This window comes from Microcystis sp. M049S2, from assembly GCF_020245625.1.
In the GTDB taxonomy this organism is placed as follows: Bacteria; Cyanobacteriota; Cyanobacteriia; order Cyanobacteriales; family Microcystaceae; genus Microcystis; species Microcystis ichthyoblabe_A.
The window spans coordinates 1-16,985 of sequence record NZ_JADBUN010000013.1 but is presented as its reverse complement, the minus strand read 5'-3'; the positions used below and the strand labels follow the sequence as shown (position 1 = coordinate 16,985).

Below are 16,985 nucleotides of genomic sequence, written 5' to 3'. Positions count from 1 at the left end.
TTAAAACCGATTCCTTGATGCTGTTATTCCCAAATTGGACCGGCTGCAATTATTTCTTGGGAGGCAGTGGTAAATTGACGGAAATTTTCCACGAAACGATGGGCCAATTCTCGCGCCTGTAGGTCGTAGGATTCGCCATCTTGCCATGCTTGTCGCGGGTCGAGGATTTTTTTGGGAACTCCGGGGACAATTTCGGGGACGAGAACTTGAAAGATGGGATGAGGATGGAAAACTACTTCCTCTAAATCGCCATTTAAAGCGGCGGAAACCATAGCGCGGGTGTGTTTGATCGAAATGCGATCGCCGACTCCGTAGGGACCGCCGGACCAACCAGTATTAATCAGATAAACCGAGGTTTCGGGGTGTTGTTCTAAACGTTGCCCTAACATTTGGGCATAGACGAGGGGTGACAGAGGGAAGAAACATTGACCGAAACAACTGGAAAAAGTCACCTGTGGGGCGGTGATTCCCCGTTCCGTTCCCGCTAATTTGCTAGTATAACCGGAGAGGAAATGATACATCGCCTGGTTCGTGGTTAATTTGGCGATTGGTGGCAGTACCCCAAAAGCATCGGCAGTTAAGAAGATAATAGTTTTTGGGTGGGTTCCCATGCCAGATACGGCACAATTAGGGATATAACGCAGGGGATAGGCGGCGCGGGTGTTTTCGGTCAAACGTCCATCATCGTAGTCGGGAAGGCGATTATCGGGGGAAAGGATCACGTTTTCGAGAATAGTGCCAAATTGAATCGCTGCCCAGATTTGGGGTTCGTATTCGGCACTTAAACGGATGGTTTTAGCATAACAACCGCCTTCAAAGTTAAAAATGCCGTCTTCTGACCAACCGTGTTCATCATCACCGATGAGGCTGCGTTTAGGATCGGCGGAAAGGGTGGTTTTACCCGTACCGGAGAGACCGAAAAAGAGGGCCGTATGACCGTGTTTATCCATGTTAGCGGCACCGTGCATCGGTAAAACCCCTTGTTTGGTCATCAGGTAGTTCATCATCGAGAAGACGGATTTTTTGATTTCGCCAGCGTAGCGAGTGCCACCGATGAGAACGATTTTTTTGGCCAGGTTGAGGACGATAAAGGCTTCGCTGTTCAGGTCGTCATCCTCGGGATCTCCCTGTAACCCCGGCAGGGCAATCACGGTAAAATCAGTTTCATGGGCAGCTAGTTCGACCGCACTGGGCCGGAGGAATAACTGATGGGCAAAGAGGTTATGATAGGCGATTTCGGTGACGACGCGCACGCCAAAACGACAATTAGGATCGGACCCGACGTAACCATCGAAGATATATAGGTCTTTTCCCTGCACATAGGCGAGGACTTTTCGGTATAACTGCTGGAATTTTTCCTCGCTAATCGGGGCGTTATGCTGATTCCAGTCGATTTCCTTTTCGCTAGTGGCTTCTTTGACAATGAATTTATCTTTGGGGGAACGACCGGTATATTTACCCGTTTCCACCACTAAAGCCCCATTATCGGCTAAAACGCCCTCATGATGTTCGATCGCCTGTTCGACTAATTGCGGTACGGAAAGATTGCGATAAACGCGACCGAGATTTTTCATGCCTAGGTTTTCGAGGCCGTAGGTGGGATGAATTTGATTTTCTAATTCGTAGTGGAAATTGACATTCTCCATGCGATCGGACAAGGGACAAGAGATACTATCATTGGTCAGCGTGTGTAGAGTCGGCATAACCCCAATTCTCCTGATAATTTAGTTGTCGGTTTAGAGCTAAGTTCTAGGTCTCTGATAGTGCAGTTATAGAAACTAGAAAAACTCCGTTCTCTGTCTTTTTTCACTCCCAGACACCTAAGAAGCTATATTGATTAGTTTATTTGACGATATTTGCCTGATTAATCTGGTCTTTCGCTGTCGGTAAAGCCAATCCTAGAGCGGTAATTCAGGATTATTTGCGTATTTACCCCTCATCTCCCAGTCAGGGTTTTTACCTTTTCCCTCTTGCCGATCTAACTGCTTTTTCTAGATATTTTTAGTCTATCTGTACAATAGGATGCAGACGATGTTTTTTTTACAAAAGTTAACAGCTACACAAAATTGGTCCGCTAATCTAGAAGTTATCTTAATTGTCAGGTAGGAAGTCTCTGGTTTTGGGGAACGTCAGAACAATAGCTGGTTGTCTAGAGATGATGACAATGATCCTAAACGTGGTCAAATCGATTTCGCCGCTAATCAAAAAAGTCGATTGACACAGGGACCAGTTAGCGGCCAAAATTGACTCTATTAGCCGTTGGCAAGCTCTAGAATTGATTGTGTAACAGGTTAATTAAGTCTAGCTCGATCTCGAAAAAAAACAACTAATAATGATCATCGCAGGAGAAAGAAGCGGAGTCGGTAAAACTACGATTACTCTGGCAATCTTGGCCTATTTAATCAGTCGTGGTGATCGAGTGCAATCTTTTAAAGTCGGGCCCGATTATATCGATCCCATGTTCCATACTCATTTTACCGGTCGCCCCTGTCGCAATCTAGATCCGGTTTTAACTTCCGAAGACTATGTAAAAACCTGTTTTGCCCAACATTGTCAAAATGTCGATTATGCTCTGATTGAAGGGGTAATGGGGCTATTTGATGGTATTCAATTAAGCGATACTCAATTTCCCGATTATGCCAGTACCGCCCATATTGCCCGTATTTTAGGGCTTCCTCTGCTGTTAGTTATCGATTGCAGTCGTTTATCTACCTCTGTCGCCGCTATTGTCCGCGGTTATCAATCTTTAGACAAAAATCTCCATCTAGCTGGAGTTATCCTCAATCGGGTTGGTAGCGATCGCCACCTGCAATTACTGCAAACCGCCCTAGAATCCATCAATATGCCGATTGTCGGGGTTCTGCGTCGTCAAGATTCCCTGACAATTCCCGATCGCCATCTAGGATTAGTTCCCAGGGATGAACTAGGAGAAATCAGGGAACTGCAAGATCAACTGGCTTCTATTGCCCAAAACTGCTTTAATTGGGACATTCTCTTGCCTTTACTCACTATTTCTCCCCAAGAGACCCCGAAAAATTCCCCAGGAGCAAATAAGCTTTTTCCCCCTATCCGTATCGGTATTGCCAGAGATAAGGCTTTTAACTTTTATTATCCCGATAATCTCGATATTTTAGCCAATTTAGGCGCGGAATTAATCTTTTGGAGTCCCTTGCAAGGGGCAAATTTGCCCGAAAACCTGCAAGGGTTGTACTTTGGTGGCGGTTTTCCCGAAATTTTTGCCCCAGAATTAGCGGCTAACACCCCTATCTTAACCCAGGTGAGAAAAGCGATCGCCGATGGAATGCCCACCTACGCCGAATGTGGCGGATTAATGTATTTATGTGACAAAATAATTGATTTTGAGCAAAAAAACCATTCTATGTTGCAAATAATCCCCCAATCTGCTATAATGTCCCCGAAGTTAACCCTAGGTTATCGGCAAGCCATCACCCAACAGGAGACGATCCTGCTCAAACCGGGTCAACCAGTGCGCGGCCATGAATTCCATCGCTCCCAATTAAGCGGGGTGAGCGACGCACCGATTTATCAACTGCAACCATTCCCCAGGGGTGCTATCAATGCCGAAGGGTGGCAAGGTAAGAATCTGCACGCTTCCTATCTCCACCTACATTTTGGGGCTAACCTCAGCCTGCCGAAAAAATTCTTAGCTGCCGGCCTTGATTTTTTCCGAACAGCTGCGTTAAGCTAGTTGCAGACAAATTTGATAATCAATCCGTTAAGGGATACAGGAGGTGATGTCGATGGTAGAAAGTAGTAAAAGCATGGGTCTCCTAATCGACAATAGCCGGCTGTGCGCCGGGGCTGTTCTCTAGACCCCCACGTCTAAACAAGATTTAGACTAGCTGGAGTTCCTTCCGGCAGTCTGGTGTCGATTCTGATGACCCGCTACACCGCCCTTGCCGAGTAATTGGTAAGGGCGGATAGTTTTTCAGGGTTTCCCGTCATCTCTTCACTTTAACTCTACGGGCGCAAACTAACCCAGCGCCGCTTCTGGTTGGGGGACACCATTTTAACGCCTGTCACCGAGATAATATCATTGGCCAAATTGTCCGCCATCATGGGAATTAATCGATTTATATTATTCCTATAAGCTTTTGTCCAGAATTCGGAGAGTTTCTCTCGCGCCTCCTCATTGACGTAGATAGTTTTATCTGGCGTAATCAATACCATTGCCACGTGACCGGAGTTTTCCGTGATGGCAAAGACAAACTGATCACGGTCGGACTTGAGGCCTTTGTACCAGTAGTCTATGTGTTCTTCTAATTCGTATTCATAGAGAGCGCGTTCCATCTTGCCATCTTCTAGCAAGGCTTTACGCAGTGTATTGGCTATCTTTTTTTGTTTCATGGTCTTGTCTCTGTTTTTATCGGCGTTAAGTTTTGCCCATTAGACATCACTCCTTATAAGAGTCCCACTACAGAAATCATCAATTAACCTGACGACAACTCAGTTCAGTCGTCGTTATCAAAATTACAGAACCTTGCCCGACTCGTCTAAATGAGGCTGTTATTTGAGCTTAAGTCTTCTCTCTGTAAGGATTTTAACCTACTTTAGTTTTTGTTTAAGTGCCGTTAGGAGCGACAGGGTGGCCACTTTGTCAACCGGTCAAGGGAAAAAAATGAGATCGCATCTTTCCCTAAGCAATTAAATCGTGTATAATGGCAAAAGAATAGTAAGGCTATATGCGTCATCAAACTGTGTAGTCAACCTATAAGGTGTGAGGAAAAAACCATCATGTTAAGAATGTTCTGGAAATCATTGCTGGTTAGCCCAGCGATTTTAGGGGCTACTCTGGTAGCTTCCGCTAATGCTAGTAGCTTCGATCCCGTCAAATCTACCAGTGTTTCTACCGAATTTAACAATCTAGAAATCGCTCAAGTTCAGGACAACGGTGCAGGAACTGGCGAACTACTCAATCAGATCGAACAGTACGGTAACGAAGGTCAAGTTGCACCCGTACAGGGCAACACCATCGATCAAGTCACCAGCGTTAACCAACTGCGGGATGTTTCCCCCACTGCCTGGGCTTATGAAGCCCTAAGAAGCCTTGTGGAGCGCTATGGTTGTATTGTTGGTTATCCCGATCGCACCTTCCGGGGCGACCGAGCTTTAACCCGTTGGGAGTTTGCGGCTGGTTTAAACGCTTGTTTAAACGTGATGGAACGTTTAATTCAAGATGGTGTCAACGTCCTCAAGGAAGACTTAGACGCTCTCAAGCGCTTGATGGATGAGTTCCAAGCCGAGTTAGCAGCTTTAGGAGCTAGAGTTGACAACTTAGAAGGTCGGGTGTCTTTCCTCGAAAATAACCAATTCTCCACCACCACCAAATTAGCTGGGGAAGTTATCTTCGCTGTCACCGATACGGTCGGTGCTGGTAGCCCCGCCTCCCAGGCCGCCATGCAATACCGCGCTCGTTTGCTGTTAAACACGAGCTTCACCGGTCAGGACGTGTTGAAAACCCGTTTAGCGGCGGGTAGTGCCACTCCCTTTGGATTTGATTACAAATCCACCACCACACTGCAAAATGGTGATCCCGCTTCCGTCAGATTCGATAATCTGCAAAGCCCTTCCCTATTCCAAACTTGGACCGCTGCGGGTAACGGTAGCGATGTGGTTCTCGACTGGTTGGCCTACTATACCCCGATTGACTTAGGTTATTTTGGTCGCTTCAACACCTACGTCGCCGCTTGGGGTGGTATTTGGAATGACTTCGTTCCCACCACTAATCCCTTCTTTGAAGACTTCGACGGTGGTAATGGTGCGCTATCTACCTTCGCTTCCGAAAACCCCATCTATCGTATCGGTGGTGGTTCTGGGGCTGGTGTTAGCCTACAGTTAGGCTTCCTCCAAAGCATTGTCGGTCCAACTTCCCTATCTTTAGGTTACTTAGCCGGTGGTGCTACTTCCCCTGCTGACCCCAATCCAGGCAACGGTCTTTTTAACGGGGACTACGCAGCTTTAGCACAGATTAACGCTAACCTCTTTAACTTCCTCAACGTCGGCTTCACCTACGTTAACGCTTACCAAAGTGCTGACACCGCCATCTTCGGTAACGGTGGTACTCGTGGTGTAACGGGGACTTCCGCGGCTAACCTTTCCCAAACTCAGTTAAACACCCTGCTCAACGTCAACGGCAACCCTCCTGGAGATGTAACCCTACAGGATGAAGTCGGTTTCTTCAACTTCGGAGCCAAAGTATCCAATAGCTACGGTTTAACCGGTGCAGTGGATATTGGTTTCGCCAGCTTGAGTGCCTTCGGTTCCTACTCCACCGTGCGTTTACTCGGTCTCGGTGATGCGGAAGTGTGGACCTACGGTGCTGGTATTGCCTTCCCCGACTTAGGTAAAGAAGGAAATATCTTAGGTCTGTTTGCTGGTGCCCAGCCCTACATTGGTCACTTAAGCTTCCGAGACATGGGGCTAAAAGTATCTAACATCGTTCCCTACCACGTTGAATTGTTCTACAAGTACCAAGTCACCGACAATATTTCTATCACCCCCGGTGTCATCTGGATTTCTGCACCTGAACAGTTCAAAGGCACTGGTAACGAGTGGATTGGCACCCTTCGCGGCACCTTTACCTTCTAGGATTTCCTAAATTAAACCCGAAACCCCACCCATGGTGGGGTTTTGTTTTAGGGAAATAAACGCTGATATTCTATCTGGATACAAGCATCCATAATCACATTTAAACCTGCCTCGATCGCTTTTTTTTCCGCAACTGGGTGATAAATTTTCAATTGTGTCCAAAGAGTAGCAGCCCGAATAGCAATAGCTGACTCGACAATTTCAGGTAAATAATCAGGATGACGAAAAACGTTAACAATATCCACAGGTTCGGGGATAGCCTCTAGAGAAGGATAGCAGCTTTGACCGTCAATTTGCTTGACCATCGGATTGACCGGATAGACTCGATAACCCACCGCTTGCAGGAATTTGGCCACCTGATAGCTGGCGCGGCTCGATTTCTCAGAATGCCCGACCACTGCGATAATTTTACTATTGCTGAAGATGGTTTTGAGCGCACCATCGTCTCCTTTAATATTCGGCATTGTCCCACCTATCTTAGAACAGAGTTTCGTTTCTGATAAAGATGAAGTTTAACCTAATTTGGCATCGACTTTTGACGGCAGCTTTAGCCACTCTGGAGAACTGGCAGCAATGTTTAACTTTTTTACCGGAAAAACAGTTATTACACATCCCAATCAATCCCTCGGTATCTGTAGGAAAATTTACCCGATGGTCGCCCCTAAATCCTCTGACTTTAGTTAGTACAAAACCTGATGAATTATCTTAGTGTTATCATTCCGACTCTTAATGAGGAGTTAAGAATTGCAGCAACGTTAAAACAGATAGGTGCGGGAGTAGAAATTATTGTTGTCGATGGGGGAAGTACCGATAAAACTAGAGAAATAGCCGAACAATTGGGAGCGAAAGTAATTATTTCTTATAGTAAAGGTCGTGCATTTCAGATGAATTTAGGAGCAAAAATAACGAAAGGAGATATTTTGTTATTTCTGCACGGAGATACTTTACTTCCCCATGAATTTCAAAAACAAATTATCAATACTTTATCCCAATCTGGGATAGTAGCGGGGGCCTTTGAATTAAAAATTGATGGAGAGGAAAAAACTCTGCGTTTAGTGGAAAAATTAGTTAATTGGCGTTCTCGCTGCTTTTCTCTTCCCTATGGAGATCAAGGAATATTTTTAAAAGCCTCAATCTTTGCCGATTTAGGCGGTTTTCCTGAGTTGCCAATTATGGAAGATTTTGAATTAATACAAAGATTAAAAAAAAGGGGTAAAATAGCCATAGTTTCTGCTGCGGTGATTACCTCGGCAAGACGTTGGCAAAAATTAGGAGTTGGCAAAACCACCTTAGTTAATCAATTAGTTATTATTGGTTATTATCTAAAAATTCCGCCGCATTTGTTGAAAAGTTTTTATCGTTTATGGTAATAAAGGCTTGCTGAAAAAGTATTTGAGGTTATTGTGCAATGTAGGGGCGCAACGTGGTCAGTGAGTTTATCGAACTGCTTGCGCCCAAAATGTGACATTGTGAACATTTTTCAGCCAATATCCAAGAGAGGCAAACACAATTATACAATTGAAGAAACCCTACCAAAGAAGAGGTTTCCATGGCCAAAACATTAACAAAAATTATCAAAAATGCGGGGGGGGGTAAGCATTACTTATTTGTAGCAGGCACTGCCAGTCTTTTGAAAAATACAATTATATAATCCGAGAAGACTTACTAAGGAAGAGGTTTCCATGTCGCAAACATTAACAAAAATAATCAAAAGTGCGGGGGGGGTAAGCATTGCTTATTGGTAGCGGGGGCAACTCTAGCCATCCTAGCTCCCTCCCAAGCCGCCCAAGCTGTAATTATCGATTTTCAAAGCTTAGAACAAAATAACCCAATAGTTAATGGTGTCGGTTTTACCTATACCGAAGACGGTTTTACCCTAGATAACCTGTCTACTCCTAATCCCTTTGGAGTTTTTGGCACTCAGGAACCTCGTTACGCTGGTTCTACCGCATTATTCAATGGTACGGAAAATGGAATCACCAGATTAACCCAAAATGGCGGAGGCTTATTTGACTTAAATTCTATTCAACTAACTAGCCTCAATGGTAGTTATAGTGTGACTGTCAATTTTACAGGAACAAAGGCCGATTCTAGTACCGTTAGCCAAGCTTTTACTACCGATGCAATTCTTAGTACCCTAGAAACTTTTACCTTTAATTCTAGCTTCACTAATTTAGTATCTGTTCGATGGATTCAGGCATCTCCGTTTCATCAGTTTGATAACATCAATGTCACTCCGGTTCCCGAACCTTCGGCAATTTTAGGATTATTGGGTTTAGGACTTTTGGGCATCGGTTCTCAATTCAAACAAAAACGATAAATTGACAAGTGTGGGGATGGGATGTTTACCATTCCAACTTGAGGAAAAACGCGCTCTAGAAACCTTCCAAATTTAACTCTTAATTTGACTAAACAATTTTTTTAAAATTCCCCAGCAATTACTCAAAAAATTTGACATCTTATAGCGGACAGGTAAAAATTAAAACTTTTCTCTGCCAAGGCACCGATCGATAGGATAATTAATAATCGGAACATCTGCTCTGAGAATATGTCTCTTGATCGCCGTCAATTTATCTATCTTTTAGGTGCTACCCTTGGCACAGCCACTCTTGCCGGTTTTAACCGTGCCGCTTTTGCTGCTACTGGTCCCTATGGTCTTATTGCCCTACCCTATAGCTATGATGCCCTAGAACCTTATATCGATAAGGAAACGATGCAATTTCATCACGATAAACACCATGCAGCCTACGTTAATAATCTCAACGCGGCAGTGGCAAAATATCCAGAATTGCAGAAAAAAACAGTAGTAGAATTAATTAAAAATCTTGACTCTTTACCCGCCGATCTTCGCATCACTATCCGCAATAATGGCGGCGGCGATCTTAATCATACGATGTTTTGGCAGATTATGTCCCCCGATGGCGGTGGCGAACCAACAGGAGAAATAGGAGCGGCAATAATCGCTAAATTTGGCAGTTTCGAGGAATTTAAAAATGCTTTCAACCAAGCAGGTACTAAACTTTTTGGTAGTGGTTGGACATGGTTGGTTTTAAATAAGTCAGGACAACTAGAAATTATCAGCACCGCTAACCAAGATAGCCCCCTAATGATGGGATTACAGCCAATTATGGGCAATGATGTCTGGGAACACGCCTATTACTTAAAATATCGTAATCAACGGGCTGAATATTTAAAACAGTGGTGGAATGTGGTTAACTGGGAGGAGGTAAATCGCCGCTATCTTCAGGCAAAAGCTTAACCATGTCAACTTTTACGGTAACAGTTCCCGCTACCACTGCTAATATTGGGCCCGGCTTCGATTGTCTCGGAGCGGCCTTAACCCTATATAATCAGTTTACTTTTACCCTGCTGCCGGCAACAACAGCTAACCCTGTCAGCATTAGTGTCAAGGGAAATGAATCAGCTAAAGTTAGCCAAGGTGCTGATAATTTAATCTACACTTCTTTTTTGCAAGTTTATCAAAAAATAGGACAGAATCCGCCCCCTATCGCCATCGAGATCGGTTTAGGGGTTCCTCTGGCTAGAGGTTTAGGTAGTTCTGCCACTGCTATTGTCGGTGGGTTAGTGGCTGCCAATCAATGCGCGGGAAATCCTTTATCTATGGGGGAAATCGAAGCATTAGCGATCGCCTTGGAGGGTCATCCGGATAATGTGGTGCCAGCTTTGCGGGGCAACTGTCAGCTATCGGCAGGGGATAGCACAAATTGGGCTATTTGTCAAGTATTTTGGCAAAAAAATCTCATTCCCGTCTTGGCGATTCCCGATTTTGAACTGGCTACGGAAAAAGCTAGGGCGGTTTTACCTGAAAAAATTAGCCGTCAGGAGGCCATTTTCAATATTTCCCGCTTGGGTTTATTATTGCGGGGATTGGAGACGGGTAACGGCGATTGGCTGAGAATTGCCCTAGAGGATAAACTGCATCAACCCTATCGCCAATCTTTGATCCCGGGTTACGAAAAGGTGAAAAAAGCCGCCATTAACGCGGGTGCTTACGGGATGGTAATTAGTGGCGCAGGTCCGAGCCTATTGGCTTTAACTAACCCCGACAATGCCCAAAAAACAGCCACAGAGATGACCAATGCTTGGGAGGAAGTGGGGATTAACTCTAGTGCCAAAATTTTGGCTTTAGACACCCTAGGGGCGCAAGTAAACTGTTAAGAGTCCCTGGCAGATGGGTGTAGGGTGTGGGGTGTGGGGTGTGGGGTGTAGGGTGTAGGGTGTGGGGTGTAGGGTGTGGGGTGTGGGGAAGTGGGGAGAAAAAAGCTGTCTCCTGTCTCCTGTCTCCTGTCTCCTGACTCCTAACCCCACCAACAAACTTTTTCAGCAAACCCTAATTATTAAGAAAATGACGCAAATTACCGTTATTGGTGCAGGGATTGGCGGACTAACGGCGGCGGCATTATTGGCGCGTCGAGGTTATCAAGTCACAGTATATGATCAGGCGCTTGTACCTGGGGGTTGTGCCTCGACTTTTTCCCGTCGGGGTTTTACTTTTGACGTGGGGGCAACTCAAGTGGCAGGATTAGAAGTAGGGGGCATTCATCAGCGCATTTTTGCCGAATTAGGGATAGATTTACCCGATTCTGTCCCCTGCGATCCTGCCTGTGCCGTTTTTCTGCCGGGGGAAACCACTCCGATTAATGTCTGGCGCGATCCGCAAAAGTGGCAAGAGGAAAGACAAAAACAATTTCCGGGCAGCGAACCTTTTTGGCAATTATTACAAAAACTCTTTCAAGCAAGTTGGCGTTTTCAAAGTCGCGATCCAGTTTTACCCCCGCGCAACTGGTGGGATTTAGGGCAATTAATCGCCGCTTTGCGTGTAGATACTGCCATTACCTTCCCCTTTACTTTGATGACTGTGGGCGATGCTCTGCGATTATACGGCTTAGAGAGGGATAAACGCCTAAAAACCTTTCTTGATCTCCAGTTAAAGCTTTATTCCCAAGTTACTGCCGATGAAACCGCTTTACTTTATGCCGCCACCGCTTTAGCAGTTTCTCAGTCTCCCCAAGGTTTATCCCACCTTCAGGGTAGTATGCAAGTATTAAGCGATCGCCTAGTAGCAGCTTTGGAAAAATACGGCGGTAAATTGCAAATGCGCCACACAGTGGAAAAAATACTGACAGAAAAGGGGAAAGCCACTGGAATTATCGTCAGAAATCAAAAAAATGACCAAATACATTCAGAAATGGCCGATGAGATTGTGGCTAATATCCCGATCCAAAATTTACCACAATTAATCGATCGCGAAGCCATTCCCAGTCTTTATCACCGGAGAATCGAAAAACTTCCCCCCGCATCCGCTGCTTTTGTGGTTTACTTAGGAGTCGATCGCGCTGCTATTCCCCCCGATTGTCCCCCCCATTTGCAATTTCTCTACGATTACGATGGCATAATCGGCGAAAATAACTCTTTGTTTGTTTCCGTGAGTAAAGAAGGGGATGGCCGCGCTCCAGTGGGAAAAGCGACGATTATTGCTTCTTCCTTCACTGATACCAGTCTTTGGTGGCAAAAAGGAGAAGATAATTATCAGCAATTAAAAGCAGCATACACCCAAGAGGCGATCGAGCGTCTCGGTAATTATTTCCATCTTAGTCCTGATCACATCGTTCACATCGAATCAGCTACACCTCGCACTTTTGAGCGGTTTACGGGGCGAAATCAGGGCATTGTCGGCGGTATTGGTCAAAGATTGTCCACTTTTGGCCCTTTTGGAGTAGCGACGCGCACTCCGATCCCCCATCTTTGGTTAGTGGGAGATTCCACCCATCCGGGAGAAGGCACTGCCGGAGTCAGCTATTCAGCACTAACGGTAGTTAGACAGATTGAGAATCAATTATTAGCTTCTAGTTAAGTGGGTGGGTGGAATTAAATCCGACATTCCGCACATCTTCATATGCCTTTATATATTTTTACATTCCCCAAGATGTTTTGACGAAAAAGCTTCATTGTAGAAACTACTATTGAGAACATTTTCAATAATTGATTTTTTCTGAGAAAACAAATTACAATTCTTCACCTTGATGAAAATCGATCCTTGTAGCTACAATCTTTACTGGCAAAGGGTTGTAAGCAATGTATTAGTAAAAATTATCAATTGAATGTTAAGAAGTGTGGAAGGTGGGTTGTAATTATTCCTTACAAAGATGAGAGGATTTTTCGTACCTGCTCTGATACTCTGGTTTTTATTCACCTTTAATGAGAGGAAATAACCTAGTGAAGCTCAATGCCCTTAATTCTTTAGCTTTCGCCACAGGGACAGCAACCCTACTGCTGGTTGGCGTGTCTTCTGTGAGTGCTTATACCATTTATACAAATCGGACTGCCTGGGAAGCGGCGATTACCGCTAACCCCTCGTACAAGATTACCACCGATACCTTTAGCAATACTATTTCTTCGGCACAGTCAATTACCCTAGATTCAGGGATTGTTTCCACTAATTCCGCTCCTCCCACACTGCCTAATCCTCCGTTTAATAACAACAGTGTCAATTCTGGTGTTTACGATAATGCTTCCGGTACACTTCCGGGTGCTTCTGATACCATAACCTGGCAGTTTCCTGCTACCGTGTTGGCTTTTGGTGCTGAGTTTTCCCGCATTGATGAGTTAACTCTTACTGGCAATTTCGATGGCACAGGAGACCAAACTATTTCTATCAATCCTACAATTGGTGGAGAGAATGGGTTTCTCGGTATTATCGGGACAGCAGAATTTAGTTCTGTTATCTTTGCCAATAATACAACAGCTGTCGATAGTTTTAGTATTGACAATGCTTCTTTTGCTACCAAAGTTCCTGAACCCAATATGGTTACTGCTTTCGCCATACTTGGGGGTAGTCTGTTCTTAATTAAGAAAGCCAAGGGCAGCTGACTGGCTGATAATCAGTAATCAGTGAAAAGATGGCAAGAAACTGCTATTTAATACTGCACACTTACCACATACTGCTCACTTAAAACTCAAATCTGATAACTGTTAACTTACCCACTGATAACTGATAACTGATAACTGATAACTGATAACTGTTATAAAGCGCCAGCTGCCGTGCGATCGAGTATTCCCGATCCTAGATGAGAGGTAATATTAATTGCTTGCAGGACCGGTTGAGAGTCAACCCCTTTGGGATAATCGATAACACTAACCGCGCCATTTCCCTGTTTAATATTCCAGAAATTAGCGGGTTTTAAACCCAATAAATAACAAAGAATCACCTTATTAATGGCATCGTGAGCTACTACCATAATTGTCTTAGGACTATCACTATTACTATAGGTTTTAACGATTTGCCGCCAACAAGCGATCGCTCGATCCCAAACTTCCTGTAAATTCTCCCCTTCCGGCATTTGCACGGTTTCCGGGGCATTTTTCCAGTCTTCTAACATCCCGGGGAAACTCGCTTCAATTTCCTCCTCTAATTTACCTTCCCAAAGTCCGTGACAGATTTCTGTCAGATCCCCTTGGGTATCTAAGGTGACATCGGGGTGATATTGCAGGATAATTTGGGCAGTTTCCTTGGGACGGGACAAAGGACTGGTGACAGCGTGATTTATCGCCGTTTCTCGCAGAAATTCGGCGGCTTTCTCAGCTTGAGCTTTGCCATTATCATTGAGAGGAATATCGCGCACACCTTGAAAACGTTTATCCCGATTCCATTGGGTTTCTCCGTGACGCACCAGCAGCAGCCTCGATCCTTGGAAAGGAGGACGTGGTGGGGGTAAAGCTATCCCTAGGTGTGCCGTTTGATTGAGGGATTCCACCTGAACAGGATCACCAAAATCACCCGTAAAATTGAGAACATTAACGCAACAGTTAGATTGTTGCAGGGAATGGTATAAGGAAACCGGAATACCGATGGCACTGAGGATTAAACAGCGATTAATGCCGTTATGGGCAACAATGAGGATAGTTTGGCCCTCGTGTTGGGGAATAATTTCTCGCCAAAAATCCTGCGCTTGTTGATAGAGAGAGAGAACGGGATAATGTTCTTGACCATCGGGCAGTATCATCTTAAATTCGTGAGGTTTTTGGTGCCAATCCCGATATTCTTGCGGGTATTGAGCTTTTACCTCCTCTTTGACCATATTTTCCCAGATAGGCAAATCGATTTCTAGTAACTGCGAAGTGGGTTGAATGACGGGAGAGTTATTTAAACGAGACTGAATCACCTCAGCAGTAGATTTGGCTCTTTGGAGAGGACTACAGTAAAAAGCGGCGATATCGATTTGACTGAGGGCATTTCCCACTTTTTCCGCGTCCAGATGCCCTTTTTCCGTCAAAACCGAGCCATCACTGCGACCTTGTATTTTCTGCTGTGCGTTATAACTGCTTTGTCCATGACGAACAATAATCACACGGGTAGCCAAGCGGTTCAGTCTCCTTAACTAAAAGTCTCAATATCAGATTACAGGCGATCGGGATCGGAGTACAAATCAGTAATCGGTAATCAGTAATCAGTGGAGATCGGCGAGCATTTGTACTAAAATTTCCTTATGCAGTTTCAAGGCAGCACAGCGTATCAAAACTTCCTGACATGAAAATCTCTTTGGGATCAAGGGTTTGGCGTTTTTATCAAGAAATCATGACAATGTACTTGGTCAAAATCGGAATCTTACTGTTTAATAGGTATTTATAACAAGCGATTCCCTTGATCCCCATCGAGTGGATCTCTCGTTCACAAAGCAATCGATGAGTAGTTGGAAGGATTACCCAGATCACTGCTTTTGCAAATGCTCAAAAACATTTGCCGTCGTAACTAATCGGAGAGCGTCAACTCATGGTTCCAGAATACCCCCCCTTAGATGAGATGACCTTGCGGCAACTGCGACGAGTTGCCAGTCAATACAGCATCTCTCGTTACAGTCGGATGCGGAAAACGCAGTTAATCGAGGCAATTACCCAAGCTATGGGAGTAAGCGGCAATTTTAAATCTATTATTAAAGAGGAAAAACCAGTGGAAGCAGCAAAATTTGAATTAGGTCAAGCTAACCCGATCGAAGATATCCTAGGTTCGGTGGATGATGGTTTAGGAGATCTGCCCGGGGGCTACGGGGAAAATCGCATTACCCTGTTACCTCGCGATCCCCAGTGGGCCTATGCTTACTGGGATATCCCCAACGAATCGAAAGAAGATTTGCGTCGTCAAGGGGGACAACAATTAGCCCTGCGTCTTTATGATGTCACCGATATCGATCTCAATAGCCAAGGCGCCCACAGTGTCCAAGAATATCTCTGTGATGAATTAGCCCGGGAATGGTATTTACCGATTCCAGTCAGCGATCGAGATTATGTTATCGATATCGGTTATCGTTGTGCCGATGGTCGTTGGTTAGTTTTGGCCCGTTCTCCTTTAGTGCGGATTCCTCCCGTCTATCCTTCCGACTGGATTGAAGATATTTTTGTCACCGTTAACTGGGAAGAAGAACTGGTGGGTAAAACTGTTTACGAACTCGTTCCCCCCAGCAAACGCTACGGCAGCAGCGCCGGAAGCACGGGAACTAGCCCCATCTACGACCAAATTTTCGAGAGTGTCGGCGATATGGAAGCCCTACGGGTGGCCGGTTCCTTGTTTGGTTCCATGCAGCACGTCGCTGGTTCCGTACCGATGTCGGAAGTGATCAGTTCTTATGTATTCCCCTCCGGGGTTGGTATGTGGGCAGTTCCCACGGTATCGGGACTAACCGCTTCCGGTATCGGGATGACTGCTTCTGGTATCGGTATGGGTGCTTCGGAAACCCTACAACGTCCGCGCAAATTCTGGTTAGTTGCCGATGCAGAATTAATCGTCTATGGTGCCACCGAACCGGATGCCACCGTAACTATCGGTGGTCGTCCGATTAAACTCAATCCCGATGGCACTTTCCGCTATCAGATGTCCTTTCAAGATGGTTTAATCGATTATCCGATTATGGCCGTAGCCGCCGATGGTGAACAAAATCGTTCTATCCACATGAAATTCACCAGGGAAACCCCCTCTCGCAATACCAACACTAAAGATGAGGCGGTTCTAGAATGGTTGTTCTAGATCGGGTTTTCTAACGTTACCAAAGCCAACCTAATTACTTCCCCCTAACTGAGATTTAGTTAGGGGATTTTTTTTGGGGAATACAATACCATTTTTCAAAAGTAATGGCAAAGATGGTTAATTGCCTTTACCCGCAACTACTCTGCCAGAAAGGGATAGGGAAGTAAGATACCTGCCACAAATAAAGAAAAATGGTAATAGACCTCTTGCATAAATCCGAAAACAAACGATAGAAACAATAATGGGAGGGACTTTGAGTTAATTATTTATTAGTAGTTGATAATCTTCAAAAATGTTGCTGTACAAGGATCGACTTAAGACTTTTGCAAGAGGTCTA

At 44.9% G+C, this 16,985-nt stretch carries 14 protein-coding genes; 10 read left to right on the top strand and 4 right to left on the bottom strand.

Translation table 11 applies throughout. The features are described from left to right. Positions 1-23 precede the first annotated feature (23 nt). Positions 24-1,703 (bottom strand): phosphoenolpyruvate carboxykinase (ATP), encoded by a 1,680-nt coding sequence (pckA, locus tag IM496_RS01200; RefSeq protein ID WP_194013551.1) that lies wholly within the window; start codon positions 1,701-1,703, stop codon positions 24-26. Positions 1,704-2,332: 629 nt separating this feature from the next. Here pckA and IM496_RS01195 point away from each other — a divergent pair. Next, on the top strand, positions 2,333-3,709 hold the full coding sequence (locus IM496_RS01195) for a cobyrinic acid a,c-diamide synthase CobB (RefSeq protein WP_194013548.1): 1,377 nt from the start codon (positions 2,333-2,335) through the stop codon (positions 3,707-3,709). Between the two features lie 272 nt (positions 3,710-3,981). Here the strand turns inward: IM496_RS01195 and IM496_RS01190 are convergent, their stop codons facing one another. Then, positions 3,982-4,368 carry a hypothetical protein gene (locus IM496_RS01190; RefSeq protein WP_194013546.1) on the bottom strand — a complete coding sequence of 129 codons (387 nt, stop codon included), beginning with the start codon at positions 4,366-4,368 and terminating at the stop codon, positions 3,982-3,984. Between the two features lie 387 nt (positions 4,369-4,755). Between IM496_RS01190 and IM496_RS01185 the strand changes: the two genes are divergently transcribed. Further along, positions 4,756-6,609 carry an iron uptake porin gene (locus tag IM496_RS01185; protein ID WP_194013544.1) on the top strand — a complete coding sequence of 618 codons (1,854 nt, stop codon included), beginning with the start codon at positions 4,756-4,758 and terminating at the stop codon, positions 6,607-6,609. Positions 6,610-6,656: 47 nt separating this feature from the next. Here the strand turns inward: IM496_RS01185 and IM496_RS01180 are convergent, their stop codons facing one another. Next, entirely contained in the window at positions 6,657-7,073 is a 417-nt protein-coding gene (locus tag IM496_RS01180; protein ID WP_194013542.1) for a CoA-binding protein, read from the bottom strand. 41 nt (positions 7,074-7,114) lie between these two features. Here IM496_RS01180 and IM496_RS01175 point away from each other — a divergent pair, with 41 nt between their 5' ends. The 7 genes from IM496_RS01175 (at position 7,115) to IM496_RS01145 (ending at position 13,500) form a co-directional block, all read left to right on the top strand. Beyond that, complete coding sequence (locus IM496_RS01175; RefSeq protein ID WP_104396918.1) at positions 7,115-7,318, top strand: hypothetical protein; 204 nt, start codon at positions 7,115-7,117, stop codon at positions 7,316-7,318. After that, complete coding sequence (locus IM496_RS01170) at positions 7,305-7,979, top strand: TIGR04283 family arsenosugar biosynthesis glycosyltransferase (protein ID WP_194013540.1); 675 nt, start codon at positions 7,305-7,307, stop codon at positions 7,977-7,979. Before IM496_RS01175 ends, IM496_RS01170 begins: the two co-directional genes overlap by 14 nt. Positions 7,980-8,347: 368 nt before the next feature. Further along, the gene (locus IM496_RS01165; RefSeq protein ID WP_194013538.1) at positions 8,348-8,929 is read left to right on the top strand and encodes a PEP-CTERM sorting domain-containing protein; all 582 of its coding nucleotides are present in this window, start codon (positions 8,348-8,350) and stop codon (positions 8,927-8,929) included. A 228-nt stretch (positions 8,930-9,157) separates the two neighbouring features. Continuing rightward, entirely contained in the window at positions 9,158-9,868 is a 711-nt protein-coding gene (locus IM496_RS01160; protein WP_194013536.1) for a superoxide dismutase, read from the top strand. 2 nt (positions 9,869-9,870) lie between these two features. Continuing rightward, positions 9,871-10,788 (top strand): homoserine kinase, encoded by a 918-nt coding sequence (thrB, locus tag IM496_RS01155; RefSeq protein ID WP_194013534.1) that lies wholly within the window; start codon positions 9,871-9,873, stop codon positions 10,786-10,788. Positions 10,789-10,975: 187 nt separating this feature from the next. Further along, entirely contained in the window at positions 10,976-12,484 is a 1,509-nt protein-coding gene (gene crtD / locus IM496_RS01150; RefSeq protein ID WP_287660996.1) for a C-3',4' desaturase CrtD, read from the top strand. 344 nt (positions 12,485-12,828) lie between these two features. Beyond that, complete coding sequence (locus IM496_RS01145) at positions 12,829-13,500, top strand: PEP-CTERM sorting domain-containing protein (protein ID WP_502861301.1); 672 nt, start codon at positions 12,829-12,831, stop codon at positions 13,498-13,500. Between the two features lie 152 nt (positions 13,501-13,652). On the opposite strand, the gene IM496_RS01140 is transcribed toward IM496_RS01145, so the two are convergent. Then, entirely contained in the window at positions 13,653-14,990 is a 1,338-nt protein-coding gene (locus IM496_RS01140; protein ID WP_287660994.1) for a histidine phosphatase family protein, read from the bottom strand. 410 nt (positions 14,991-15,400) lie between these two features. Here IM496_RS01140 and IM496_RS01135 point away from each other — a divergent pair, with 410 nt between their 5' ends. After that, positions 15,401-16,648 (top strand): DUF4912 domain-containing protein, encoded by a 1,248-nt coding sequence (locus IM496_RS01135; RefSeq protein ID WP_287660993.1) that lies wholly within the window; start codon positions 15,401-15,403, stop codon positions 16,646-16,648. The last annotated feature ends 337 nt before the right edge of the window (positions 16,649-16,985 follow it).

What these genes read in the sequence shown, in the direction of transcription:
- IM496_RS01175 (WP_104396918.1), top strand. Translation starts at nt 7,115, where the DNA reads ATGAAGTTTAACCTAATTTGGCATCGACTTTTGACGGCAGCTTTAGCC.
- IM496_RS01185 (WP_194013544.1), top strand. Translation starts at nt 4,756, where the DNA reads ATGTTAAGAATGTTCTGGAAATCATTGCTGGTTAGCCCAGCGATTTTA.
- thrB (WP_194013534.1), top strand. Translation starts at nt 9,871, where the DNA reads ATGTCAACTTTTACGGTAACAGTTCCCGCTACCACTGCTAATATTGGG.
- IM496_RS01135 (WP_287660993.1), top strand. Translation starts at nt 15,401, where the DNA reads ATGGTTCCAGAATACCCCCCCTTAGATGAGATGACCTTGCGGCAACTG.
- crtD (WP_287660996.1), top strand. Translation starts at nt 10,976, where the DNA reads ATGACGCAAATTACCGTTATTGGTGCAGGGATTGGCGGACTAACGGCG.
- pckA (WP_194013551.1), bottom strand. Translation starts at nt 1,703, where the DNA reads ATGCCGACTCTACACACGCTGACCAATGATAGTATCTCTTGTCCCTTG.
- IM496_RS01195 (WP_194013548.1), top strand. Translation starts at nt 2,333, where the DNA reads ATGATCATCGCAGGAGAAAGAAGCGGAGTCGGTAAAACTACGATTACT.
- IM496_RS01170 (WP_194013540.1), top strand. Translation starts at nt 7,305, where the DNA reads ATGAATTATCTTAGTGTTATCATTCCGACTCTTAATGAGGAGTTAAGA.
- IM496_RS01145 (WP_502861301.1), top strand. Translation starts at nt 12,829, where the DNA reads ATGAGAGGAAATAACCTAGTGAAGCTCAATGCCCTTAATTCTTTAGCT.
- IM496_RS01190 (WP_194013546.1), bottom strand. Translation starts at nt 4,368, where the DNA reads ATGAAACAAAAAAAGATAGCCAATACACTGCGTAAAGCCTTGCTAGAA.
- IM496_RS01180 (WP_194013542.1), bottom strand. Translation starts at nt 7,073, where the DNA reads ATGCCGAATATTAAAGGAGACGATGGTGCGCTCAAAACCATCTTCAGC.
- IM496_RS01160 (WP_194013536.1), top strand. Translation starts at nt 9,158, where the DNA reads ATGTCTCTTGATCGCCGTCAATTTATCTATCTTTTAGGTGCTACCCTT.